Annotated in this window: 20 protein-coding genes; all 20 read left to right on the top strand. The window is 55.1% G+C overall.

Features of this window, described 5'->3' with window-relative positions; translation table 11 throughout:
* Position 1 precedes the first annotated feature (1 nt).
* The 20 genes from EDM57_RS05940 (at position 2) to EDM57_RS05845 (ending at position 26304) form a co-directional block, all read left to right on the top strand.
* Positions 2-937: a response regulator gene (locus EDM57_RS05940; protein ID WP_122903850.1), complete on the top strand. Its 936-nt coding sequence runs from the start codon at positions 2-4 to the stop codon at positions 935-937.
* Positions 938-1171: 234 nt separating this feature from the next.
* Positions 1172-4054 carry a PAS domain S-box protein gene (locus tag EDM57_RS05935; protein WP_122903849.1) on the top strand — a complete coding sequence of 961 codons (2883 nt, stop codon included), beginning with the start codon at positions 1172-1174 and terminating at the stop codon, positions 4052-4054.
* 183 nt (positions 4055-4237) lie between these two features.
* Positions 4238-5272 carry a LacI family DNA-binding transcriptional regulator gene (locus EDM57_RS05930; protein WP_342771468.1) on the top strand — a complete coding sequence of 345 codons (1035 nt, stop codon included), beginning with the start codon at positions 4238-4240 and terminating at the stop codon, positions 5270-5272.
* 55 nt (positions 5273-5327) lie between these two features.
* Positions 5328-6296 (top strand): sugar phosphate isomerase/epimerase family protein, encoded by a 969-nt coding sequence (locus EDM57_RS05925; RefSeq protein ID WP_122903847.1) that lies wholly within the window; start codon positions 5328-5330, stop codon positions 6294-6296.
* Positions 6297-6314: 18 nt separating this feature from the next.
* Positions 6315-7364 (top strand): Gfo/Idh/MocA family protein, encoded by a 1050-nt coding sequence (locus EDM57_RS05920; RefSeq protein WP_122903846.1) that lies wholly within the window; start codon positions 6315-6317, stop codon positions 7362-7364.
* Positions 7365-7435: 71 nt separating this feature from the next.
* Positions 7436-8764 (top strand): ABC transporter substrate-binding protein, encoded by a 1329-nt coding sequence (locus EDM57_RS05915; RefSeq protein WP_122903845.1) that lies wholly within the window; start codon positions 7436-7438, stop codon positions 8762-8764.
* Between the two features lie 122 nt (positions 8765-8886).
* Positions 8887-10197, top strand: coding sequence for a carbohydrate ABC transporter permease (locus EDM57_RS05910; protein WP_122903844.1), 1311 nt, complete (start codon positions 8887-8889; stop codon positions 10195-10197).
* A 13-nt stretch (positions 10198-10210) separates the two neighbouring features.
* The gene (locus EDM57_RS05905) at positions 10211-11038 is read left to right on the top strand and encodes a carbohydrate ABC transporter permease (protein WP_122903843.1); all 828 of its coding nucleotides are present in this window, start codon (positions 10211-10213) and stop codon (positions 11036-11038) included.
* Between the two features lie 124 nt (positions 11039-11162).
* A complete protein-coding gene (locus EDM57_RS05900) occupies positions 11163-11534 on the top strand; it encodes an acyl-CoA thioesterase (protein ID WP_122903842.1) in 372 nt (123 codons plus the stop codon).
* A 205-nt stretch (positions 11535-11739) separates the two neighbouring features.
* Positions 11740-12786: a hypothetical protein gene (locus EDM57_RS05895; protein ID WP_122903841.1), complete on the top strand. Its 1047-nt coding sequence runs from the start codon at positions 11740-11742 to the stop codon at positions 12784-12786.
* A gap of 280 nt (positions 12787-13066) precedes the next feature.
* Positions 13067-14032, top strand: coding sequence for a CsxC family protein (locus EDM57_RS05890; RefSeq protein ID WP_246005751.1), 966 nt, complete (start codon positions 13067-13069; stop codon positions 14030-14032).
* A gap of 571 nt (positions 14033-14603) precedes the next feature.
* Positions 14604-15608 carry a 2,3-diaminopropionate biosynthesis protein SbnA gene (gene sbnA, locus EDM57_RS05885; RefSeq protein ID WP_281274223.1) on the top strand — a complete coding sequence of 335 codons (1005 nt, stop codon included), beginning with the start codon at positions 14604-14606 and terminating at the stop codon, positions 15606-15608.
* 28 nt (positions 15609-15636) lie between these two features.
* Positions 15637-16650 (top strand): 2,3-diaminopropionate biosynthesis protein SbnB, encoded by a 1014-nt coding sequence (gene sbnB, locus EDM57_RS05880; RefSeq protein WP_122903840.1) that lies wholly within the window; start codon positions 15637-15639, stop codon positions 16648-16650.
* Between the two features lie 25 nt (positions 16651-16675).
* Positions 16676-18550, top strand: a complete 1875-nt coding sequence (locus tag EDM57_RS05875; RefSeq protein ID WP_122903839.1) for an IucA/IucC family protein — start codon at positions 16676-16678, stop codon at positions 18548-18550.
* Positions 18547-19791, top strand: a complete 1245-nt coding sequence (locus tag EDM57_RS05870; protein ID WP_122903838.1) for an MFS transporter — start codon at positions 18547-18549, stop codon at positions 19789-19791. Before EDM57_RS05875 ends, EDM57_RS05870 begins: the two co-directional genes overlap by 4 nt.
* Positions 19788-21629, top strand: a complete 1842-nt coding sequence (locus tag EDM57_RS05865; protein WP_122903837.1) for an IucA/IucC family protein — start codon at positions 19788-19790, stop codon at positions 21627-21629. Before EDM57_RS05870 ends, EDM57_RS05865 begins: the two co-directional genes overlap by 4 nt.
* Complete coding sequence (locus EDM57_RS05860) at positions 21626-23470, top strand: IucA/IucC family protein (RefSeq protein ID WP_122903836.1); 1845 nt, start codon at positions 21626-21628, stop codon at positions 23468-23470. The genes EDM57_RS05865 and EDM57_RS05860 overlap by 4 nt, the downstream gene beginning before the upstream one ends.
* Before the next feature lie 23 nt (positions 23471-23493).
* The gene (locus tag EDM57_RS05855; protein ID WP_122903835.1) at positions 23494-24306 is read left to right on the top strand and encodes an HpcH/HpaI aldolase family protein; all 813 of its coding nucleotides are present in this window, start codon (positions 23494-23496) and stop codon (positions 24304-24306) included.
* Positions 24290-25495 carry a type III PLP-dependent enzyme gene (locus tag EDM57_RS05850; RefSeq protein ID WP_122903834.1) on the top strand — a complete coding sequence of 402 codons (1206 nt, stop codon included), beginning with the start codon at positions 24290-24292 and terminating at the stop codon, positions 25493-25495. The genes EDM57_RS05855 and EDM57_RS05850 overlap by 17 nt, the downstream gene beginning before the upstream one ends.
* Before the next feature lie 14 nt (positions 25496-25509).
* Positions 25510-26304 (top strand): ParB N-terminal domain-containing protein, encoded by a 795-nt coding sequence (locus tag EDM57_RS05845; protein ID WP_170163400.1) that lies wholly within the window; start codon positions 25510-25512, stop codon positions 26302-26304.
* Positions 26305-26436: the final 132 nt, after the last annotated feature.

The raw sequence follows: 26436 nt of genomic DNA, 5'->3' as shown, positions 1-26436 counted from the left end.
GATGCTTTTTTATGTAGTCGATGATGATGAGGCCGTGCGCCTGATGTTGACGGAGATTATTGAGGATGAAAATTTAGGAGAAGTCGTGGGGGAAGCCGAGGACGGGTCGCTCATCGACGGGCAAATGCTGACGATGCGCCAAGTCGATATCGTCCTGATCGACATGCTCATGCCCGTCCGCGACGGAATTGAAACGATCCGGCAAATCCGCCCGGCGTTCAAGGGCAAGATCGTGATGCTCTCCCAGGTGGAATCGAAGGATTTGATCGCGCAAGCCTATGCGCTTGGCAGCGAATACTACATCATCAAGCCGATCAACCGGATCGAAGTGGTGACGATTTTGCAAAAAGTGATTGAGAAAATTCGACTGGAAAAGTCGATCCAGGACATCCACAAATCGCTGCATTCGGTTTTGCAGCTCAGTCCGGTGAGCACGGTCCCTGTACCAGCGGTCAAACACGAAAAGCAGCTGCGCGAGGCGGGACAATTCCTTTTGGCGGAGCTTGGCATTGCGGGCGAGAACGGGAGCAACGACTTGCTCGATATTTTGGATTTCCTGGCCGAATACGAGCAAAAGCAAACGTTCAAAAACGGCTTTCCGGCGCTCAAGGAAATTTTTGTCGCGGTGGCGGAATCCAGGCTAGGCGAATCTGCGGATAAAGAGCAGGTCATGAAGGTGGTCAAGGCATCGGAGCAACGGGTCAGAAGGGCAATTTATCAGTCGTTGAACCATCTCGCCTCGCTCGGCCTGTCCGATTTGTCCAACTGGAAGTTCGAAAATTACGCCTCGCAGTTTTTTGACTTCACGTTCGTGTATAAAAAAATGGCGGAGTTGAAAAACAAGTCGTCCTCTACCCCCTCCGATATTCGGATCAATATGAAAAAGTTTATTCAGGTGCTGTATGCAGAGGCCAGGCGCATTCAGTCGGAAGCGTGAAACATACGGCTTCTTTTCCGGCCTCCGCTCAGTGCCCGCATCGAAAAGCTGGCCAGTGTGTCTTTCGGCAGTAGCAGCACCAAAAGACACACTGGCTATTTTTTTCGCTCAAGTATGCCTAAAAATTTTTTGATAAAAAGGAAATTTCAAGAAATTGTCGAAAGATTTCATGTAAAATCGCGGGCACCCACTTTTTTGCCGCAGCCAAGTTTTCTAATCTGGAGGGTGGAGACCATGAATCAGCGGATAGCTCTGGATCGATTTGCTAATCTTTCTGAAGAAAGAGTAAAGCTTGAACTGGAATGGGAACGATACGTTTCAGGAATCAATGATAAACCAGCCATTCGACCGCTGATGTACGAATCCTGGCAACGCTGTCAGGAGCAAAGCATCCATCCTCTGACCAACAAAACAGCGATCACCCTGTCGCAGGAAGAGATTGAGGCATTTTGGCAGGATGATTCGCTGCAGCGCATCCTCAAGCCGCTTCTGGATCAGCAGAAGGAAGCTGCGATGGATTCTGGTCACTTGGTCACGTTTTGCAATGCAGCAGGCGAAATTGTTCACCTCGATGGCAATTTGTCGCTCATGCTGAAAGCAGAAGACATGAATTTTGTCCTCGGCTCTTCTTGGGCGGAAAATCGGGCGGGAACGAACGCCATCGGGACTTCGCTGGTGACAGGCAGCCCCGTGCAAGTGTTCGCCGGAGAGCATTTTTGTCAGGAGGTGCAAAAATGGACGTGCTCGGCCGCGCCCATTCGCGACCCTGCTACCGGTGACATTCTGGGGGTGTTCAACCTCACTGGCTTGTGGAGGGTCAACCATCCCCAGTCGCTTGCAACAGTGATCTCCGTGAAGCAAACAGTTGAAAACTACTTGCGCAACCAACTGGAGCAGGAGCGTTTGCGCCTGACGGAGCGCTTCTACAAGCTCGTGTCATCTCCAGGGTGCAGCCCTTTTTTGGTGCTGGATCGCGGGGGCAAGGTCATCCATGCCTCGGAGACCCTGTACGAGCAAGGCTGGATCGATCATCAGCAAAATTTGCTCGGCGCACCGCCAGGAGCACTGAAGATTGTTTCGAAATCGCAGTGGGAGGCAGAGCACCGGAAAGGAACGTGGCGTTTTGAACGAATTCCTTATATATACGGCGGCAAACCAATCGGCTCTGTCGTTTACGCCATCCCGCCGAGCGGTTACGAGCCTGCTTTTTGCGAAAAAGGGGCGCAAGACGCGTCCGTAGATGCAGGCGCTGCTTCACCGAACAGCGAACGGGGACAGCTGCCCGAGCCGGAAGAGAAGGCCAAGCCAACCGTCCGCAGCGAGTTGTTTTACCGGTCGCTTTTTGAAGACAACCCTGCGGCAATCATCTGCTGCGACTTGCAGGGCAACATCTTGGACGCCAATCCGTCGGCGGAGAGATTGGTAGGCTATCCTGTCGAAGATTTGCAGGCGACCAACCTCCGCAGTCTGATTTTGTCGGAATGCACCGACAAGCACCCCCGTCCGTTCGACCTGGACGCGATGATTCGGCCGCAAGAATTTGAAATCGCTTTCAAACATAAAAACGGTCACAGCGTCGATGTCTGCATTCACAACTTTCCGATGTTTGTGGACAATGAGATCAGCGGCTTTTACGCGATCGCCAAAGACATTACCCGCCACAAGCAGATCGAGGCGGATTTGCGAGCGACGAAGGAACGGCTTGACCTGTATTTGCGTAATACAGAGGATTCGATTGTTGTGCTCGACGTCGACTTCAAAATTCTCAAGGTAAACCGCGCCTTTGAGCAAATGTACGGGTGGAGCGAGCAAGAGGTTGTCGGAGACACGCTGCCCACGGTTCCCGATTTTTTGCGCGAGGAGTTTCAATTGCTGCAGCAGGAAATCGTGCGCAGTCGCCATGTAATGTCGTATGAGACGGTGCGGCAGCGCAAGGACGGCAGTTTGCTCGATGTCAGCGCCTTCATTTTGCCGCTCCCGGATGCGGAAGGAAATCTGCTCGCTTTTGTAGCGACGCAGCGGGACATCTCGGAGCACAAGCGGATGGAGGCCGCGCTGATCGAAAATGCAAAGCTGCTGCGGACTTTAATCAATGCCATGCCGGATTCCGTCTGCTACAAAGACGGCGAAGGCCGCTGGATCGAAGCAAACGACAGCTGCCTGCGCATTTTTGAGCTGGAGGACGTTTCTTATCGGGGGAAGACCAATGCAGAGCTTGCGCAACTGTCGCCCCATTACAAAAGAGCACTGCTGAAATGTGCCGAATCGGACAGGCAGGTGTGGGAAGAGGGCAAGCCAGTGCGGCTGGAAGGGAGCGTATCGATCAGCCAGGACGAAACCCGCATTTTTGACGTGTACAAGGTTCCGATCTTTGACCCGGATGGCAAGCGTAACGGTCTGCTGGTCATCAGCCGGGACATTACCGAGCTGAAAAAGACGGAAGAACTGCTGCGCAAATCGGAAAAGCTGTCTGTCGTCGGTCAACTGGCCGCAGGTGTTGCCCATGAAATCCGCAATCCACTGACTTCGATTCGCGGCTTTACCCAATTCATTCTGGAAGGCAATGACAAGCGGGAGTATTTTCAGACGATCCTCTCCGAGCTGGATCGCATCCAATCGGTTGTGAACGAATTTCTGGTGCTCGCCAAGCCGCAGGCCGTCAACTTTACGCCGCGCAGCCTCTCGCCGCTCTTGCATCAGGTAGTCGAGCTGCTGCAAACCGAGGCGATTGTAAACAACGTGCAGATTACGATGGAGCTGGACGCGACTGCGGCGATGGTCAATTGTGAAGAAAATCAGTTAAAGCAAGTCTTTATCCATATTTTAAAAAATGCGATCGAAGCCATGTCAAGTGGCGGGTGCATCACGATTCAGCTTCAGCAGATCGAAGACACCCTTTCTGTGAGCATTCAGGACCAGGGAGAGGGGATCGACGAAGAGCGCATCCGAAAGCTGGGCGAGCCGTTCTATACGACGAAAGAAAAAGGGACAGGTCTTGGCCTGATGATTAGCTACAAAATCATTCAAGCCCATCAAGGGCGCATGAAAATCAGCAGCCAGCGGAACATGGGGACGACGGTAGAGATTTCGCTGCCGGTATATACACCCTTTGCATGAGCTTTTGGAGATAGCCCAGGGGGAAAGCCTCTGGGTTTTTTTGTGGCATTTTTCGACAAATGGCATTGAATTTGACAGAAAAAGTCGAAAAAGAGAAAGTGACAGAATATTGACAACAATAATATCCGATGTTATTTTTGGGGTAGGAAAACGTTTACCTGAATGTGAGAAAGTGAGTGAAAAATCATTCCAGTCACGATAAAAGACATTGCTCAACTCGCCAACGTCTCGATTGCCACCGTCTCGCGTGTATTGAACAACTCCAAACCAGTCAGACCGGAACTGCGCGAGCGGGTTTTGCGCATCGTTGAGGAAACGGGCTTTCAGCCGAATGCGATTGCCCGCAGTCTCGTCAGCAAGGAGACCCGAATTATCGGAGTCATGATTCCGGACATCAACAACAACTTTTACTCCAATCTCACGTACGGCATTGACAGCGTGCTTAGCAACGACGACTACAGCATGTTTCTGGCCATCTCGGACGAGGTGGTGGACAAAGAGCTGAAGTATCTGCGTCTGTTCAAGGAAAAGCAGCTCGATGGCGTCATCATCGCCAGCATTCACTTTTTGGAGAGCAACTTCCAGACGCTCCACGAAATGCAGGTGCCGATGGTCGTGACGGGCCATGACTTGCCCGGCTACCAGATCCCGACCGTGAACGTCAACAACGTCCAAGCGTCCTACGATGCCACAGCCTATCTCATCTCGCAGGGCCACCGGAAAATCGCCTGTGTCTCCGGTCCGCTGTGGGACCCTCCGTGCGGGCTGGACCGCATGGGCGGATACCGCAAAGCGATGCGCGCGCACGACCTGCCGATTCACGACGGCTTTGTCGTGGAGGGAGATTTCACCGCCAAAAGCGGCTATGAAGCCATGCGCCGTATCTGGGAGGAAGACGTGCGCCCGACCGCCGTGTTTGTCGCCACAGACCTGATGGCTGTCGGCGTGCTCAACTACTTGCACGACCACGGGATTCGCGTCCCGGAGGACATCTCGGTCATGGGGTTTGACAACCTGGAGCTGGCCTCCTTGACCCGTCCGATGCTGACGACCGTGCACAACGACCCGTTCATGTACGGCAAGGCAGCGGCAGAGCAGCTGCTCAAGCAAATCCGCAACGAGCCGGTGGAGCGGATGAGCATCGTGCCGCACCATCTCGTCATCCGGCAAAGTGTAAGCGCTATAAACGAGGAAACATCACGATCTGCCCATAGATAAATCTGCAAGCTTTGCGCGAGAAAGCGATAAAAGCGATGATGAAGGAGGAAAACATGTGAAGCTCGGTGTGTTTACCGTTCTGTTTAGCGAAAAGTCGTTTGAGGACATGCTCGATCACGTGAAGGAGGCGGGACTGGAGGCGGTGGAAATCGGAACGGGTTGCTATCCCGGCAATGCGCATTGTCCGCTTGATGAGCTGTTGGAAAGCGAGCAAAAGCGCCGGGCGTACCGCAAAGCCGTTGAGGATCGGGGGCTGGTGATTAGCGCACTCAGCTGCCATGGCAACCCGCTTTCGCCAGACAAAAGCTTTGCCCGGCAGTCGCACGATACGTTTGTCAAAACGGTCCAGCTGGCTGAGCTTTTGGAGGTTCCTGTCGTCAATTGTTTTTCCGGTACAGCCGGGGATCACGAAGGCGCGAAGTACCCGAACTGGCCTGTCGCTCCATGGCCGAATGAATATCGCGACGTGCTGAACTGGCAGTGGAACGAGAAGCTCATCCCGTACTGGCGGGAGTGGGGCGGCTACGCCAAGTCGCATCAGGTCAAGGTCGCCTTGGAGATGCACGGTGGCTTCCTCGTCCATACGCCAGGGACGCTGCTCAAGCTGCGCGAGCAAGTCGGAGACGCCATCGGAGCCAACTTCGATCCGAGCCATATGTGGTGGCAAGGCATTGATCCGGTAGCGGCGATCAAACTATTGGGAAAAGAAAAAGCGATCTACCACTTCCATGCAAAGGATACGTATATCGATCAGGAAAAGGTGAACATGTACGGGCTGACCGACATGAATTCGTACGCCAATCTCAATGAGCGGGCGTGGTATTTCCGCACGGTCGGCTACGGACATTCGCAGCAGACGTGGGCGGACATGATGAGCGCCCTGCGCATGAATGGCTACGATTACGTCATCAGCATCGAGCACGAAGATGCGCTCATGTCAATCGAGGAAGGCTTCCAGCGTGCCGTGCAAAACTTGCAACAGGTCATTTTGCGCGAGCCGATTCATACTCCATGGTGGGTGTAGGAGGGAGGTGTGACAACTATGCAAACGCACAAAATCGGAATCATCGGAGCAGGCGGGATCGCTCAGGCTCATCTGGAGGCAGCCAGGAGGGAACCGCGCGCCGAGGTTGTCGCCATTGCCGATGTATCGACGGATATGGCCAACGAAAAGGCGCGGCAGTACGGTATTCCGCACGTATTTGCCGATTATCGGGAGATGCTTGCCGAGTCGCAGATCGACGCTGCAATCGTCTGCGTCCCGAACTATTTGCATGCCGAAGCTGCCAAACAGGCGTTGGCCGCAGGCAAGCACCTGCTGTGCGAAAAGCCGATCGCGCTGAACGCCGGACAGGCACAAGAAATGATCGATGCAGCGAAGCAAGCCGGGAAAATTTTGATGGTCGCGCAAAACAACCGCTTTCGCAGCCAAGCCCTGCAAGTCAAGGCATGGCTGGATGAAGGCAGACTGGGCACGATTTACCACGCCAAGACAGGCTGGGTTCGCCGCAACGGCATCCCTGGCTGGGGAAGCTGGTTTACGCAAAAAGAGCTGGCTGGCGGCGGGCCTTTGATCGACATCGGGGTACATATGCTCGACTTGACTTTGTGGCTGCTGGGTCATCCGAAGCCGGTATCTGTACTCGGTCAAACGTATGCGCAGTTCGGCCCGCACAAGCGTGGACTGTCCGAGTGGGGAAGACGTGTGGATGACGGCAAATTCGACGTGGAAGACATGGCCGTTGCGATGATTACGTTTGAAAACGGATTTTCGCTCACACTTGATGCCAGCTGGGCTTCTCACATTGAAAAAGAAAACGTTTTCCTGCAACTGTACGGGCAGGAGGGCGGTGTCTCGTTTGACTTGCTGGAGGAAAAGCTCACGCTGTACCACGAGTGGGGCGGCGTGACGGCAACGACGGAGCTTTCGCCAAAGCCATGCAATGAACGGGTTCTCTTGCTCGGCAATTTCCTCGATGCGATCGAAGGCAAGGCACAGCCGCTTTGCACCCCAGAGCAAGCCTTGTACATTACCCGGTTGATCGAGGCGATTTACCAGTCGGCGCAAACAGGCGAGGCTGTCCGACTGTAACGATGGTTTCTTGTCCTGCTTCTGCAGGCGAAGAAATAGATTCATACAAAGAGCATAGGGGGTTGAATTGTATGAAAGTGATGAAACGACTTGCATCAATGGGACTTACCTTGACGGTTGCACTCTCTTTGGCAGCATGCTCATCCACTCCGCAACAATCCGCGCCCGCCCAGGGACAGCCCACAACAGACACATCCAACACAGAACCTGCGTCACAGCCTGCAGAAAAAGTCAAAATCGTCTACGCCCGCGGCAAAGACTCTACAGACTCCACGAAAAGGCTTGTGGAAGCTTTTCAGAACGCTCACCCCAACATTGAGGTAGAGATTCGCGAAATGCCTGCGGATACCGGACAGAGCCACGACCAGTACGTCACGATGTTCAGTGCGCAATCGTCGGAGATCGACGTGTTTGACCTGGACGTCATCTGGCCCGCTGAATTTGCCCAGGCCGGCTATCTGCTTCCGCTCGACCGCCTGATCGAGCAGGACGGAATCGATACCGGAAAATACATCAAAGGGGCGATGGATGCTGGGAACTTTGGTGGTCAGCAATGGACCATGCCGAAGTTCATCGATGCCGGACTGCTGTTTTACCGCAAAGACCTGGTCCAAGAGCCGCCCAAAACATGGGATGAATTGATCGCGCAGGCAAAAGCCACGAAGGGACAGGGAGGCACGAAATTCGGCTACCTGATGCAAGCGAAGCAATACGAAGGACTCGTGTGCAACTTCGTCGAGTTCATTGCCTCTTACGGCGGCAAAATTCTCGATGAACAGGGCAATGTAGCGATCAACAATCCGGCCACCATCAAAGGCTTGCAGAAAATGATCGAAGTCGTCCAATCGGACTTCGTGCCAAGCAACATCACTACCTTCATGGAGACAGAATCGCATACCGCCTTCCTGGAAGGACAGTCGGCCTTTATCCGCAACTGGCCGTACCAGTTCGCACTGGCGCAGGATCAGGCCCAATCGAAAATCGTCGACAAAGTGGCAATCGCGCCGCTGCCAGCAGGAGATGCAGGGTCTGCAGCCGCACTCGGCGGCTGGATGGGCGGAATCAACAAGTTCAGCAAACATCCGAAAGAAGCTTGGGAATTCCTCAAGTTCATGACAGGAGCCGAGGGACAAAAAATTTCGGCGGTACACGGCGGCCTCGCCCCAACTCTGCTGCCTGTGTATGAAGATGCTGACGTGCAAAAGGCAAGCCCGTTGTTTGCCAACAAAGATTTCGTAGATGGCGTCAGCGCTGCTGTTTCCCGTCCGACCACCCCGATTTATCCGAAAATTTCGGAAGTAATCCAGATCGAGGTGTCCAAGGCACTCGCCGGACAACAATCCGCCGAGCAGGCTGTGCAAAACATGGAAACAAAAATGAACGAACTGATGAAAAAATAGCCGAAGACAAGCTGTAAACAAGAACGGGTCCGCATCGCTTCCGGGGGAGGATGTCTCTCCCGGGAGTGAATGGATCTCGCACAGTTCCACGAGGCTTTCAATCAGGAGAAGGTGGTGAACGGATGAATCGACAAAACAAAGGGTCCCTTACGGAAAAGCAGATGGGCTATTTGCTGATTTTTCCCGCACTGCTGATTATACTTGTCATCGCGATTTGGCCTGTCATGCGATCATTTTGGATCAGTCTGCACGACATCCGGCTGAATGACCCGACAAAGACTGAGATCCATTCCTCGTATGGTCTGGATATGGAGCGCTACGTCAGCACGCTGCCCAATTTGCTCCGCTATGTGAAAAAAGAGGCGGAGACAGCCGAAGGGGCAACGAAGGAACGGTTGGACGCAGTCCGGCAGCAGATCGAGCAAATGCATGCTGCCCTCAGCCAGACAGGCGAGATCGCGAGTCGCTATGAAGCTATCGATCAGCTTTTGCTGGAATTCAAGCCAGTGCCCGCCGAACTGAAGTACGTGACACTCTCGGCCGAGCAGACCGAAACCATACGGACTACCTTGGCGACAGCAGAGTCGACGCTCCTGGAGCTCGGCGCGCAAAAGCAGTTGTCCAAGCCCGAGGGGGCCGTCGGTGTCGTGTCGGGAATCAAATCCTCGATCATTGAGCCGAACTACGTTGGCTTCACCTACTACAAGCAGTTTTTGACCGACAACCGCATGTGGGCGGCTTTGTATAACACGTTCTTTTTTACGGTCATTTCCGTTGCGATTGAGCTTGTCCTTGGCTTGGGTATCGCGCTGCTCATCAATCGGCCGTTTCGCGGGCGGGGGCTTGTCCGCGCAACTGTCCTGATTCCGTGGGCCATTCCAACGGTGATTTCCGCGATGATGTGGAAATTTCTCTACGACGGACAAAACGGGATCGTCGCCCATCTGTTTGAGGCGACAGGACTTGTTTCGGACATGGGCGTGCTGCTCTCGACAAAGGCAGGCGCAATGTTCTCGGTCATTTTGGCGGACGTCTGGAAGACGACTCCGTTCATGGCGCTGTTGATCTTTGCCGGCTTGCAGACGATTCCGCAAAGCTTGTACGAAGCCGCTTCTGTAGACGGGGCCAGCCGCTTGCAGCAGTTTTTCCGCATCACGCTGCCCATGCTCAAGTCGACGATTCTTGTAGCGCTATTGTTCCGGACGCTGGATGCCTTCCGCGTGTTCGACCTCATTTACGCGTTGACGGGCGGTGGACCAGCCAACTCTACCGAAACCATTTCCATCTACGCCTACAAAACGATGTTTGCGCAGATGAGTTTTGGGGAAGGCTCGGCGCTCGCTGTCATTGTCTTCTTGTGCGTCGCCTTGATCTCGATTGGCTACGTGAAAATTTTGGGGGCAGACCTCTTGGGTGAAGGCAACAGAAGATAAGGAGGAAACGCGCATGCAAAAAAGTGCAGGGCCCTTGTTCTACATTGGATTGCTGCTTTTTGTCTTCGTCGTCATGTTCCCGTTTTTATGGATTTTGCTTGCCGCACTGAAGCCGCCCGGAGAGCTTTTTGGAGAGCGCGCCTTTCACTTTATCATCCAGAATCCGACGCTCGACAACTTCATCCGGGTCTTCACCGAACGGCCATTCGCTACTTATTTGTGGAACTCGACGGTAGTAGCGACGCTGACGACGTTGTACTCGATCACAATCGCGTCCTTTGCCGCGTACGCGATTGCCTGGCTGTCTTTTCGCGGGAAGACGATCATTCTCGGCGTCGTGTTGGCGGTATCCATGTTCCCACAAATTGCCACGATCTCGCCGATATTCATGTTCATGCAATCCATGGGTCTGACCAACAGCTACCTTGGCCTGATTATTCCGTACACGACTTTTGCGCTGCCGCTCGCGATCTGGAATTTGACGATCTACTTCCGCAAAATTCCGAGCGATCTGGGAGAAGCCGCAAAGGTGGACGGAGCGAGCGTCTGGCAGACGATGACGAAAGTATTTTTCCCACTGGCAATGCCAGGCGTGTTTACGACAGCGATTCTCGTCTTTATCGCCGCCTGGAACGAATTTTTGTTCGCGCTGACGCTGAATACGCAAGAAGCGATGAAGACAGTTCCTGTAGGTATCGTCATGTTTCAGGGGATGTACACGATTCCGTGGGGGGAAATCTCGGCCGCATCCATCATCGTTACCGTTCCGCTCGTGGTCATGGTGCTGATTTTCCAAAGACGGATCATCTCCGGGTTGACGTCCGGTGCAGTCAAAGAGTGAAAAGTGAAAATGCGCCTGTCTCCCGTGCGATGGACGATGGACAAGGCTGGCAGGAATTTTCCGCGTGGACCGCGAATGTTGACGAAAAGAAACCTGCCAGCACAAAAGAAAAGGGGATTCGTCCATGACACCTTTTTCACCGTTCGAAATTCACGTGCAGCCAGAGGCGATACACGATGGCCATGTGAACAACGTCAAGTACATGGCGTTTTTGGAGCAGGCGCGCCAGCCTTGGTATCACTATTTTGCCAGTCTTGGCTTCCGCTCGTTTGTGGCTCAGTTGCACGCGGAGTACAAAAAGGAGGCTTTTCTCGGCGACGTCCTGTTGATTCACTCGTACATAGAACGGGTGGGCAATACGAGCTTTGTTCTCCGGCAGCTCATCCGCAACCAGCATGATGAGCTTGTCCTGCAAGCCGACGTTACGTTTGTCGCTATTAGCGTAAGAACAGGCGAAAAAATGCGTGTGCCCGACGAGCTGCGCAAACAGGTGTAAGCAGGGGGAAGTCCGCCTGGAAAAAACGACAGAGCAGAACAGAGCAGAAAGAAAGAGTCCGATCGCTTGGAAATCGGGCTTTTTTTGGCGTGCAAAAATTTCTGCCGCTGCCGACGAAGACAGTCGACTATACCCAACGGGCACGGCAACGCGTATGAATGTAGCAAAGAAGTAACGCGACAGACCGAAAGAAAGGAGGTTGCACATGACTGTCCCCCACCCGAAACGAGCAGCGGCGAAAAAATCGCCTTTTTTAAACAACGCAGAATTAAAAAGGGCACCGAAAAGCCCCCAGCAAAAATTTTTGCGCGTAAAGCAAGTGGAAAAGCAGGGCATAACAGCTGACAAGCATCCGCCACTTCGAGCGGGAGGAACCAGGCTTTCCAAAAGCAAAGGGCCTCTCGTCCGTGACCAGGCCAGACAGGAGCGAAGGGGCGGAAAGCCTGTCGTCAAAAAGCTGCCCTGGTCCAGGTCACTTTTGAGCAAATCGCCATGGACCAAGCCGCAGCGTCTGCGGAGGTCTGCTGCCCGGCCGACCGAGGAAGGATGGGAGCAAATCGATGAGCAGCAGTACGACGTAACGGGACAGGAGACTGCCGAAGCCAAAGGCGAGGTCAAGCCCGAACCTGAATCTGAACCTGCAACGGATACGTCAATCGTCAGGCTATCGCACCAACAACAGCCCATGCCCCGGCAACAAGCGAACGCAGCGAACAATCATGTGGTGTTCGCCGATGTGTCGTACAGCGAACAGGCTGAGCGCTCCTATGTGCAAGTGCCCGTGCTGGAAGAGGTGTGGGAAGTAAACTGGGTACACCCGATCCAGGCCTGCTGGAAACAGGAGTGGCATAAGCTTCAGCCGCAGATCGCCATCGAGGTGCAGGAGACGCGCCATGAGAACAACGGACGAGTCGTTTGGGTGCGGGGCGAATTTGAACTGACAGCATTTGGCACGACAGGTGAGGCGGGACAAGTCGCGCATGAGACGCTGCGCCTTCCCTTTACTTCCACCGTATTGCGCCCGCCCGTTGTCCGCGAAAAAACGGAAGCGCGCGTACTTGTCGACAACGGCCCGCTGGCCTTGCAGGAAAAATGGATCGAGACCGGAGAGTGGAAAGCGAGTCTGATGTCCGAGCCGTTTCTGGAGCACGGTGCAAGCGGGCATGTTTACAACGGAGTGGCGATTGTAAGCGGGCGAATTTGCTGGTTTCGCAAACAGTTGGTTCCGCTCTGCCGACTGGGTCAGGTGTGAGGCCTGCTTTTTGCCGGGCGATCAAAAAGCAGGCAGGAGGACCATCAGAACAGGTTGCCCGCCCACAGATCGCCACAGTGGCAGGCAAATGCACACTTGGCACGTCCGGGCCGTACATAGGCTTTCGCAAGATAGTTACTTAGGTAAATATAAGAGATGGAATTTGCCAGCTAATAACAAAAAATGGGTAAATTGCGCTCGGCAACAGCCAAGTCCAATAGAGAGTCCAGGCCATACAATGAATGGTAAGTTCGGGAACGGAGAAGGAGGGATAACCAACATGGGGAAACAAAACGACTCAAAAGAAGGCAAGTTCATCGTTGAATACTTTTGCAATGACGACAAACACAAGCATAAGGACAAGCACGAGCACAAAGACAAGCATAAACACGAACACGAATATAAGTTCAAGCTCGAACATGAACACAAGCACGAGCACGAACACAAGCACAAGTTCGAATGCAAGTGCGGGAATGGGTACAAGCACAAGCCTGACAAGGAGTTCAGCATCAAGACTGAACAGGAGCTTGGCAAAAAGCCAGTCCCTCATTCCTGTGCGGTGGAAAATGTGCGTGTGTTCAGCTCCAGTCTCGAAGCGACCACGTTTCCGAAGACGATCAAGGTGCCTGTGACATTGGCGGAAATTTCCGTCGTTGTATGTGTGGAAGCCAATGTCCAGCTGGAAAAGCCGGCGCTGGAAATTATTCGCACGTGGAAAAGTGTCATTCTCGAACAATGCGAGCTCGTTCCGACCTTCAATCCGTATGCAGCCAAACTGTTTGGAAGCGGCTTCATCCGCAAAAACATCGAGTACGCCACCGCCGATCACATGTCGGACAGTGCAGTCTGCGGAGATATTCGCCACGTTTCTGCCTTGTTGCCATTCGATTTTTGCGTGGGCATTACCTTCCCGACGAGCGGCCCGTCTCTGCAGCTTACACCAGATGTCTCGTCATCCGGCGAACTCGGCAACAAAGCGGGAACGGCTGCCCAGTTGAACATGGGATTGTTCGGAAATCGCCAGGTGTACAACGAAAAGCCGTACTGTGAGCTGGTGTACTCCGAATTTACCGAATTGGACATCGGGCAAGGCTCGAAAAAAGGAAAAAGCGTCGAGCAGCCGTTTTCAAGCGTGCGGGAGAAAATCGTCCTCAATCTCGGCCTGAAAGTTTTGCAAGATCAGCAAGTGCCGTTGCCTGTGCCTACACCTCCCCCTCCGCACAAACCACCATTTACGTGCAAGTGATTTCGACAAGGAAAATAGCGAAAAGAAGAGGCGGGAGGGTGTGCCTCTTCTTTTTGGTTCCATAACCGAACAAACAATGGGCATGCGCGTGCGATTCTCTACATACAAAAAGGAGTGGGCATGAAACGGCCCCCCAGATCGGCGCTCTTTACGCGTGCGGAGTTTTCGCTCGTCTGTTTCACGAGCGGCAGAGGGGGAGGGGCGAAGAGAACGGCAGCAAGCAGGCAGGTAGTCCAATAGGTGTGAATTTCCTTTGCCATTCAATTATACAAGCGGCGATCCGCATACATCATTTCAAACGATAATGCGGCTGGAGGCCGTTTTTTCGTCAAGGCAAATAGGTCGTCAGGAATAAAGAATGGGGAAAACGCAGCCCTTGATTCGCGCAGGAAAGGGCTTCTTTGGCATTGTGTGAGCAACTGCCAGATGGAGAAGAGCGGTGTCGAATCATGGAAGAAAAAAATGCCATTTTCCTAATTGACATTAAGAATCATTATCAAATATTATGTATGTGCAACATATATAGCGATAATGATTTTCATTATCGAGAAATGAAAGGGAGAATGTGCCTGTGGTGATTCGATCCAATCTGGAAGTAGCTGGTGGAAGAAGTGCCGCTTCTGATTCTATTGTTTCCTGCGTAGGGAACACCCCCCTGGTCAAGCTGAGCCGACTGTTCGCGCAGCACGAGGTGGAAGTTTTCGCCAAGCTGGAACTGATGAATCCCGGCGGAAGCATGAAAGATCGTCCCGCGCGTTACATCATCGAGCAAGGACTGCAAGACGGCACCATCCATGAGGGCACGCATTTGATCGAGAGTACGTCTGGAAACCTGGGCATTGCCATCTCGATGATTGCCAAGGTCTACGGGCTTACGTTTACGTGCGTGGTCGATCCCAAGATCACGAAGACGAACCTCACGATCATCAAGCAGCTTGGCGCCAACATTGAAATGGTGCAGGAGCCTGACGATCAGGGCGGGTATTTGAAAACGCGGATCAAGCGGGTAAAAGAGCTCTTGGCCACGATTCCGAATGCCTACTGGATCAACCAGTACGCGAATGAAAACAACTGGAAGGCGTACTACCACGGCACCGCGCGTGAAATCGTCGAGCAGACAGGCGGCAAGGTCGACTATCTGGTCATGGCCGTGAGCACGACGGGAAGCATTCTGGGAACCGCACGCAGACTGCGGGAAGCAAATCCGAATCTGAAGGTCATCGCGGTGGATGCTGTCGGATCGGTCATTTTCGGAGCGCCGCCTGCCCCGCGCGAGCTGCCCGGCATCGGTTCCAGTCGTGTTCCTGAACTGTTCAAGCGGGAGGAAATAGACGACGTCGTTTTTGTCAGCGACAGCGAATCCGTGCGGGGATGCCAGGAACTGCTCTCGGCGGAAGGGATTTTTGCCGGGGGGTCGTCCGGCTCCGTCATTTCAGCGATTCAAAAAATCATCTCGACTCTTCCTGCCGGATCGCGCGTAGTGACGATTTTGCCGGATCGAGGCGAGCGCTATCTCGACAGTGTGTACGATGAAGCGTGGGTGCAAAAACTCAGCAAGTCAGCCGTAACGGTATAACGTGAGAAAAAAGGAGCGATCACAAACCATGTCCAATCAACCATCCATCTTGTATTTGTCCAAATCTGACATTTTGCAATTGGGGGGCAATTCGTCCGATCTGTATGTAACAGCCGTGTCACGGGCGCTGGAGCTGCATGCCAAGGGAGATTTTGTCCAGCCCTTGAAGCCGTACTTGCGTGTCAATGAGGCGAACGGTCATATTGCAGACCGGATCATCGCCATGCCGGCTTATGTTGGCGGGGAAGCTCCTGTCTCCGGGCTCAAATGGATTGGCAGCAAGCACGACAACCCGAGCAAACGAGGTCTGGAGCGGGCCAGCGGCTTAATCATCCTGAATGACCCGGTCAGCAACTATCCGATTGCCGTCATGGAAACCAGCCTGATTAGTGCGATGCGTACCGCTGCCGTGACCGTGATCGGGGCGCGCTATCTCGCCAAAAAAGATTTTCAAACTGTCGCGTGCATGGGTTGCGGCGTGATCGCCAGCACACAGCTTCGCTCCATGCTGGAGCAATTCCCGCAGATTGCGACAATCTACCTGTTTGACCTGAATAGCGATGCGGCTCGCCGCTTGGCCGACCAGTTGCGCGAAAAAGCGCCGTCGGTGGAGGTCGTGATCGCCACAAGCGCAGAGCAGGCGGTGCGTGCCGGAGAAGTCGTGATTACGTGCACGGTGGTCGACAAGCCGTACATTCCGTTTGAATGGCTGCAAAAAGGAGCGTTTGTCAGCAACATCTCGATCATGGATGTACATAAAGAGGTCTTCCTGAAAGCGGACAAAGTCGTGGTGGATGACTGGGATCAGTCGAACCGCGAGAAGAAAGTGATTAACCAGCTCGTTCTGGAAGGAGCGTTTTCCCGCGAGCAGCTACATGCGGAGCTGGGAGAAATTTTGCTGGGGAAAAAAGCGGGACGGGAATCCGCGGATGAGATCATTCTCTTGAATCCGATGGGCATGGCCGTCGAGGATATTTCGAGCGCTTATGAAATCTACCAAAAAGCCGTTGCAGAAAACGTAGGGACCCGACTGCCTCTGTAAGGATGCGAGAGGAGAGAAACTGGCGATGGAAACGGATTTGCAGAAAAAAGAGCATTCGCTGTGGCAAAGGGCAGAACAGCTCGTTTTTTGCGACCTAATCAACGCACTTTTGCAAGAAAACATGGCCGGGCTGCTCGAACGGGCGCGAATGGAGCGAGCGTGGCCGGGGCCTTCCGGTCACGAATGCAGCGAGCTTGACGAGGGCGAGCATTATCTGTGCCTGCCGCTTGACCGCGCGTGCAGTCTGGTCGTGCGCGTCAAAGCTGCGAAGTTTATCCAGCCGTACAAAATCAGCAGGCTGCCCGTGGTGCTGATCGATCAGCAAGAAAACAGCGTGCAGGAGCTGGACCCGATCACGTTCATGCAGCTGTTCGCCGATTCGCTCTCTGCGGCGGAGCGGCAGGCAAGCATGCCGAATTTGCAAGACTTTCAGACGGAATTGCGAGATTCGATTCGCCATACGGCATTGTCATTCGAAGCCAGCTTGGAGCAAAACGGGCAAAAGAGCGACGCCCCCGCGCTCCTGCAAGCCGAACGCTTCTCCGCCATGCGGGATCGTCCTTTTCATCCGACATCCCGGGCAAAAAGAGGGTGGAGCGACGAAGAGTACCGCGCGTACAGCGCCGAGTATGGGCGAGCGTTCGGGCTGGATTGGTTCGCTGTCCGCCGCGACTACATCCAGGCGAGTACAGGGAAGAATATCGCCGACTTTATTTTGGACGATGCAGAAAAAGCGAGTTTGCAACAAGCGGCGCACAAAGCCGGGATTGACGACCAGCGCTATTTGCTGATGCCTGTCCACCCCTGGCAGACAGATCGCGTCCTGCCAGCTTATTACCGCGAGGAACTGGCGCAGCAGATATGCGTGCCTGTCGTCCGGGGATTGGGTGAGTTTCGTCCGACTTCTTCCGTGCGGGCGCTGGCTCCCTCAGACCGCCAACGCTACCACGTCAAGGTGCCAATCGGCATTTATTCTCTCGGGGCACTGCGCCTGTTGCCGCCACGCTATTTGCACAATGGGGCCGAAGGACAGCGATTGCTTGCAAGCGTCATGGAAAAAGACGAGTGGCTGAAAAAGCGGCTGCACCTGTGCGACGAAACGAACTGGTGGGGCTATCATGATCCGGCGGGGGATCCGTTTGCGGATAAGCCTGGTCATCTGGCGTGCCTGATTCGGGAATACCCGGCTGATTTGCTGCATGACGAGGCTGTGCAGTTGATTCCGATGTCTGCCCTGGCTGTCGTCGATCTGCAAGGGAAAAACCCGCTGTTTGCCACATGGCTGTGGGCACGCTTTGGAAAAGAGGCAGGAGCGGCGGAAGCTTTGCAACTGTTCCGTGAAGTTTGCCGCGAGCTGATCGGCACGTCGCTTCGCCTGTTCCGCTACGGGATCATGCCGGAAATTCACGGGCAAAATGTGATGCTGATCGTGCGCGATCACCGGATAACGGGTCTTTTGCTGCGCGACCATGACACGATCCGGCTGCATCTGCCGTGGCTTGCGGCAGAAGGCTTGCTGGAGCCTGCGTATCGCATCAAACCCGGGACGCCGAACAGCCTTATCAACGAGACGCCGGAGCAACTGCTCTCCTATTTTCAAACATTGGGCGTACAGGTCAACCTCTATGCGATTGCCGATGCCCTGATGACCGCCTATGCGCTTGAGGAAGCCGCGTTCTGGCGCATGATCGCGTCCGTCGTGCGCGAATCGCTGGAGGAAGCGGACTTGCCAGAGACGGTAAAAAGCGTATGGAAAAGACAGCTGCTTAAGTCCGATACGTGGCCGATCCGCCTGCTCCTGACGCCGCTGTTGAAGCGCACCGATTCCGGCGGCGGGAGCATGCCTGCTGGCACAGGGAGCACAGGCAATCCGCTCCGGCTGCTCGAAACAGAAAAATGAGCAACACGACTTCCTTTGCCAAAAGCTTCCGCATTTTGTGGGCGGGACAGTTTTTCTCCACGTGCAGTCTGACAGTGATCGTACCGCTGCTGCCTTTTTACATGGCGGAGCTTGGGGCAACGCTTCCGGAAGAAAACCGGATCTGGACGGGAGTGGCGCTGGCAGCTCCGGCCGTGACGATGTGCCTGTTTTCGCCGCTCTGGGGAAGATACGGCGATCACGTAGGGAAAAAGTGGATGGTTGTGCGCGCTTTGGCTGGTATATCCATCAGTTTACTTTGGATGGGACTCTCCAGTTCGCCGCTCGCATTTGTGCTGGCGCGGCTGCTGCAAGGCGCTTTTGGCGGTGTCGTCGATGCGGCGGCCGCTTTTGCAGGGGCCCAGGCAAGCGAAGGGACGAAAGGCCGTGCCCTCGGCAATCTGCAAAGCGCGACTGCCGCAGGCTCGCTTGCCGGGCCACTGATCGGCGGGCTGCTCTCCGACTGGTTCGGGCTTGCGACGATCATTTTGTGGAGCGCTCTGTTTACCGCGCTGTGCAGCGTAGCGGCTGCATTGGTTCTGCAAGAGCCGGCTCGCCGCAAGAGCCAAAAAGGTCACGAAAAGCTGCCGATTGCCCATGCCTCCCGGGAAATGCTGCGTCATCCCCGGCTGCGGAACATGCTCGTAGCCGGAATGCTCGCCCAGTTTGGCGTGTACGGCCTGGTCGCAATTTTTGCGCCCCACGTGGAAGGACTTGTCGGGAGCGCATACGCCGCTTCCTGGGTCGGAGTGCTGCAGGCCGTGACCTGGGGGGCGACGTTTCTTGCAGCGCCTTGGTGGGGGCGACTCAACGACAAAAGGCGCGTCGAGAAAAATGTGTGCCTGGCCATGCTCGGTTGCGGACTCGGTATCGTGCTGCAAACGTGGCCGACTGACGCCCTCTGGCTGTTGCCGCTTCGAGCGCTGCAAGGCTTTTGCTTCGCGGCGCTCATCCAGTCGATTTTTCTCGTGGTCACACTGGAAACAGCCGACAACCACCGCGGCGTCTATATCGGTCTGGCCAACTCTACGCTGACCGTTGGCCAAATTATCGGTTCGTTGCTGGGAGCGGGATTCGGAGCTCTGCTTCCACTGGAGTGGGCGTTTTTTGCGATGGGGATTTCGTTTTTGAGTGGTGCCGGCTGGCTTGCGCTCACCGCTTCCCGAAAGCAACTGGCCCACGCCACTCTACCTTATCATGCCAAAGAGGTGAAGAATGAGTGACACTAGACACCGTGACAAACAGACGCAATCAGGCCGAGACAGCGGCAATCGAGCGTCTATTCAACGCTTTTTTGCGGGAGACAGGGGTGTTTGACCCGACCGTGCGAGCAGAGGAAGGAGCGCTCGCCGACTTGCCGCCGGACATCGTCTCGCAGTTGCAGGCGGAAGGTGTGCCGATGCGGGTGAAGCTGCCCGCGACAGCGGTGGAGATCGTCGGCTCGCTCACCTATTTTTCCGCTTTTGGCCATCATCGGTACGGTCATTCGCTGTGGCTGCTGCAGGACGGAGGGGAGAAAATCTCGCCCGTACTTGCGGCGAGCAAGCTGGCAGCGGCGCTTTTGCAGGAGCTGGCAGAAACGGCGCCGCCCTCCCTGCCCAAGACAGAACTGGTCAACACCTTGCTCACCCAGGTCGAAAATTCCGTCCACAAGACGAACACGTATGTGGACTATAGCTTGCAGGAAAAGCGCGTCCTGATGGAATTGCAAGGAATGGAACGGTTCTATGCGGCTGAACAGGCGATGGTGTACGGCCATCCGTTCCATCCGACGCCGAAAAGCTCGCAAGGCTTTACAGCTCAGGACATGACGAAATACGCGCCGGAGCTTGGGGCTTCTTTTGTCCTGCACTATTTCGCGTGCGCTCCCGAGATTGTCAGGGAAGTGAGCTTGACTGACGAGCCGCGTGGCGAGGAATGGATTCCTCAGACGGTGTGCGAAGCGGCAAAAAGTAAACTGACCGCAGCGCAGCAGTCATACCGTCTGCTGCCGTGCCATCCGTGGCAGGCCGAGCATGTGAAAAGTTGGCCGATTGTGCAGCGTCTCCTGAAAAGTGGCTTGCTGATTGATCTGGGACCGCTCGGCAGCAAGGTGTACCCGACTTCGTCCGTCCGAACCGTGTGGGACCCCCATCACCCTTATTTTTTCAAGTTGCCGCTGAATGTCAGAATTACGAACTTTATTCGGGTCAATCCGCTCGATCAGCTGGAACGAACGATGGATGCCAGCCGCGTCATCAAAAAATTGGCACCGCACGTGCAGGACGCAACCTTTACGATTCTGCAGGAATCAGGCTACCGCACGATTGCCCCACAAGCGGCTGCGCCGGAAGAACGCGAGAAGCTGACCGAGAGCTTCGGGGCGATTTTCCGGGAAAATCCGGTCGTGCTTCCGCTGGATCAGGAGGTGCCGATCGTCGTCGCCTCCGCGCTGGAGGAACCGCCTCATTCGTCGTGCCCGCCGATCATGGACGCTGTGCGCAAGTCGGCGGAAAAGCAGCCGCATCTTTCCCTTGCTGCGTCGCTGGAACAGTGGCTGCGGCAATATCTTGAGATTTCCTTCGTGCCGTTGCTGCGCCTGTTTGTCCGGCACGGGGTCAGCATGGAGGCGCATGTGCAAAACTCGATGGTCGCGTTTCGCGATGGCTGGCCCGTCCACTTTTACGTGCGTGATCTGGAAGGGGTCAGCATCAGCCGCAAGCACGCCCGCGAGCAAGACATGTTTGGCCAATGCCTGAGGGAAGACAGCCCGGTGCTTTACGCGGAGGAAGAAGCGTGGAGCCGATTCCAATACTACGTCATCGTCAATCATGTCGGGCATCTCGTCAGCACGCTGGCCTACTACAGCGCGGTTCCGGAAGAAAAGCTGTGGCACATCGTGGGAGACGTAATCCGCTCGGCAGACTTTTTCCAGGAAGCACAAGCTATGCTCGAAGATTTGCTGGAGTCGGAAACGTTGCCCGCCAAAGCGAACTTTATCAGCAGCTTCCAGCGTCGCGGGGAAAGACCTCTCTATGTCCCTGTCCCCAATCCGCTGGCGCAATCGAGGAGGAAACAATGAAGCAGATCATGGCACCAACCGATTTTGCCAAGCAGGCTGCCACCGTCGAAGCAGCGATTCAGTCCGAACAGTACGTCCAGGTGCGGCGAAGAATTTTTCGCCAGCTGCTCGAAGCGTTGCTATTCGAAGGTGTGATTCCTGCCAAAACGAATGAGGAAGGGAACGAAACGGTATTTTGCATTGCGGGCCAGACAGAGGAGGGCAAGGCTGTCAGCTATATTTGCCGCGGGCAGCGCCGCTTCACCTTCGGGCGCATCCGTCTGTTTGATGCCCCGATCCTGCGCTTAAGCGACGAGGGGAGCGCTGAGGCGCAGTCGCTCGCCCAGTTTTTGCTGGAAGTGCGGCATCAGACGGGAGCTGACGAAGAGCGATTGACCGCGTTTATCAATGAACTGGAGCATACACAGCTCAAGGACACGCTTTCCCAGTACGAGCGCCAGTTGCAGGGCGGCGGATTCTCTTTGCGCGATTACGACGCACTGGAAGGCGAAATTATGGACGGACATCCGTACCATCCGAGCTATAAATCGCGCATCGGGTTTGACTACGCCGACAACTACCAGTATGGTCCCGAGTTCAGACAGGAGCTTGGCCTGCTCTGGCTCGCGGTTGAGAAAAAGCACGCTCGCTTCGCCATCTCCGGGCATCTTGTGTATGAGCGCCTGCTTCGGGATGAGCTTGGCGAACAGCAGATGACCGCATTTTCCCAGGTCATTCGAGACCGAGGGCTTGATCCCCATGACTTTTTGTTTGTCCCGGTGCATCCGTGGCAGTGGGAGAACATCATGCCGACGGCTTTTCTGGAGGCTTTGCGCCAAAAGCGCGTGATTTTGCTTGGCATAGGGCAGGACACATATCGGCCGCAGCAGTCGATCCGCACGCTGGCAAATGCCAGTGCCCCGCACAAAGCGTATGTGAAGCTCGCGATGAGTCTTGTCAACACGTCGACAGGGCGGATTCTCGCTCCGCACACCGTCGCGAATGCCCCGGTCATCTCGGACTGGCTGCATGAGATCGTCCAGTCAGATGACTTTTTGCGAGAGGAAGCCCGCGTGGTGCTGCTGCGTGAGATCATGGGGATTTCGTATGACGCTCCGCCGCATTCCGCGCTCGTGCAGGCCAAAACGTACGGGGTGCTCGGCTGCATCTGGCGGGAGAGCTTGCATCCTTACCTGGAACACGGCGAGCAGGCGCTGCCCTTCAACGGTCTTTGCGCCCTCGATGGCAACGGTCGTCCGCTGATCGCACCGTGGATCGAGAGTTACGGGGCTGAGAGATGGCTGACTCGCCTGTTTGAAGCAAGCGTACTGCCAATCGTACACATGCTCTATGCACACGGTATCGCCCTGGAATCGCATGCGCAAAACATGGTGCTGCTCCATCGGGAGGGCATGCCTGTGCGCGTCGCGCTGAAAGATTTTCATGACGGCATCCGCTTTTCCAAAACATATCTTTCGGCGCCGGAACGCTGCCCGGCACTGTTCGAAACGCCAGCCTATCACGCTCGCGTAAACCGCAACTCGTTTATTGAAACCGATGATCTCGCTTTGGTGCGCGACTTTATGCACGATGCCTTTTTCTTCATTAATATAGGCGAACTGGCATTGCTCATGGCAGACGCTTTCGGCTTTTCCGAAAAACGCTTCTGGGAGCTTGTGCGCCAGGTGCTGGAGTCGTACCAACAGCGGCATCTGCATCTGAAAGAGCGCTTCTCGCTTTTCGACTTGTTCGCGCCTGCGATTGAGGTTGAGCAGCTTGCGAAACGCAGGCTCTTTGCGGACACGGAGCTGCGCGTGCACAAAGTGCCGAATCCTTTGGCTGCCAGCAGGTCGCCTCGTTAAAAACGAAAAGGAGAAGAGAGGAATTGCTCAAGGAAAATACACTCAAGCGTAAGCTACGCGAAGGCAAAACGGTGTACGGACTGTTTTGCTCGATACCAGCTCCTGTCGTCGTCGAGATGATCGGCTGCGCGGAATACGATTTCGTCATCATCGACACAGAGCATGTACTCGTCAATCCGGAAACGTTGGAAAACATGATCCGGGCCGCGGAAGCTGCAGAGATTACCCCATTGGTGCGCGTGGCGGATGCACAGCCCGGCACCATCCTGCGGGCGCTGGACAGCGGTGCGCAGGGAGTGGTCGTGCCGCACGTTGAGAGCAGAGAGCAGGTCGAACAGATCGTCCGCAGCAGCCGCTACTATCCGCTTGGCACGCGTAGCCTGAACAGCGGACGGCCTGGCGCTTTTGGCAAAAACGACCTGGTCGCTTACATGGAGAGGGCCAATGAGCAAATCATGGTCGTCCCGATGATCGAAAGCAAGGCAGGGGTCGAGCGCATTGCAGAGATTTTGGATGTGCCGGGAATTGACATGGTGCTGGAAGGAGCGGCAGATTTGTCCCAGTCGCTCGGCAGGCCGTGGGACACGCGCGGCGAGCTTGTGAAAACCGCGCTTGCGTCCGTGCAGGCTGCCGCTCACAGCCGTGGTGTGCCGTACTGCGCGATTCCGCGCGTCGCAGAAGACATGGATGGGTGGTACGAAAAAGGAGTGCGCGCCTTCGTGCTGGGCGATGAGCGGGGCATTGCGTTTCGGGCGATGCGCCAGCAGCTCGGGACGCTGCGCGACAAAGAGCAGGAACTGAGGAAAAGGGAGAGAGGCTATGAGTCAAGTCATTGATTATATAAAACGGACACACACAAGCAGCGACAAGCCTTTTTGCGCCTATCTCTACGATTTGGATCACCTGAGAAGCCATGTCGTGTCAAAGGCAGCATCGTTGCCGACAGCGTGCCGGCTTTTTTACGCGATCAAGGCGAATTCCGAACCGCACATTTTGCGTGCGCTCTTGCCGCACGTGCACGGCTTTGAAGTCGCATCGCTCGGGGAAGTGGACAAAGTTCGGGCGATTTCTGCGGACGTTCCGATCTTGTTTGGCGGTCCGGGGAAGACCAACGAGGAGATAGAGGGCGCCATTCGGCAGCGTGTCAGCCTGATTCACGTCGAGAGCCTCAGTGAACTTTTACGCGTAGATTTTTTGGCGCGAAAAAACGGCGTGGTCGTCCCGATTTTGCTGCGGGTAAACCTGCGCGGTCCGTTTCCTTCCGCGACACTTGCCATGGCGGGTCGCCCGACGCAGTTCGGGATCGACGAGTCGCTTGTACCGGAGGCAATTCGTCTGGCACTTGCCTTGGATGGCGTAGAGTTGAAAGGCTTTCATTTTCACTCGTTGTCCAACAATCTGGATGCGGCCAAGCACGTTGAGCTTGTCGCGTACTATTTGCAGATCGTCGCCAAGTGGCGGGCCATGTTTGAGCTGGATATAACGTACCTGAACGCAGGAGGCGGGATCGGGGTCAACTACGCCGATTTGGAGCAGCAGTTTGACTGGCCGGCCTTTGTGCAGGGTTTGTCTGCTCTGCTCGACAGCGCTTCGCTTCCCGTCCGCCACGTCTTGTTCGAATGCGGCCGTTACTTGACCGCCGCTTCCGGCTACTATGCGGCAGAAGTGCTGGACATCAAGGAAAACCACGGCAAAACGTACGCGATCATTCGCGGCGGGACGCACCAGTTCCGTCTTCCGTCCTCGTGGCAGCACAGCCATCCGTTTACGGTCATTCCGACAGAAAAATGGGCGTATCCGTACGAGCGCATCCGGCATGAAAACGGCCCGATTACCATCGTTGGCCAGCTTTGCACGCCAAAAGACGTACTGGCAAGCGATGTGTTTGTACCGTCGCTGCGGGTAGGCGACATTATCTGCTTCCAGTATGCAGGGGCGTACGGGTGGGCGATTTCCCACCATGATTTTCTCAGCCATCCGCACCCTGACCACATTTTCTTGGAGCAAGCCGGCATTTTAGCTTGAGGAGGAATTGTAGCGTGAACCATGTTTTGTCTTCCATCCAGGTTGTTGCCGCGGATCGGGTCTGCCTGCACGAGGATCACGAGCCAAACCGCCTGGACGACACGTGCCAGTCTATCTCGCAGCAGGGGATGCTGCTTCACCCGCCGATCGCCAGACAAATGCAGGACGGCAGATACTTGATTCTGGACGGAGCACACCGCACGGCTGCTTTGCAAAAACTCGGCTGCCACCGGATTCCATTGCAAGTCGTCACAGATGCCGATTACCAGTTGGAGGCATGGGCACACGTGGTTCCGTCAGGGGCATGGCTGAATGAGCTGCTCCAGAGTGGCGCGTTTTTATGCACGAATGAACAGGGCGGGGAGCAGATCGCTACAATTCTGCATGCAGACGGCACAAAAACATATGTGACGGCCAAGCAGGCGGGGGCAGGCAGTGCGCATTTGCTTGCGCTTTGGCACCGGATCGTCCAGTCGTACAGCAGCAGCTATCCTGTCAGGCGGATTCCGCAGGGGTTGGAGGTGCTGCCCGAAAAAGGAATGGTGTGCCTCCGCTATCGTCCCTATACGATAGAAGAAATCGAAGCAATCGTGACACATGGACACGTCATGCCAGCGGGCGTCACCCGCTTTTTGATAAGCGGAAGGCTGCTGAACCTGAAAATTCCTCTTTCGCTGCTGTTGCACCGACACTTTGACGAGCAGGAGTGGACGGCATACAAGCAGCATTGGGCAAACTCGCTGCGCTTGTATGCGGAGACGGTTTATTTGAATGAAAAGGAATTTAGGAAAGTGCCGCAGCAGATTTAGGCGCGAGCTGCCGCCAAAAACGGCTATGACAGCAGGCGCTTGGGAGCAACCAGGAAAAGTCGAAGGCACCAGTCAATCGAGGGAGGTTACGTGGACCTTTGACAAAAATCCCGTGCATGTTTTTGGGTATCC

It is taken from the genome of Brevibacillus gelatini, assembly GCF_003710935.1.
Classification (GTDB): domain Bacteria; phylum Bacillota; class Bacilli; order Brevibacillales; family Brevibacillaceae; genus Brevibacillus; species Brevibacillus gelatini.
Note: the sequence above shows the minus strand (reverse complement) of the source record. Positions and strands in the feature narration are given on the sequence as shown.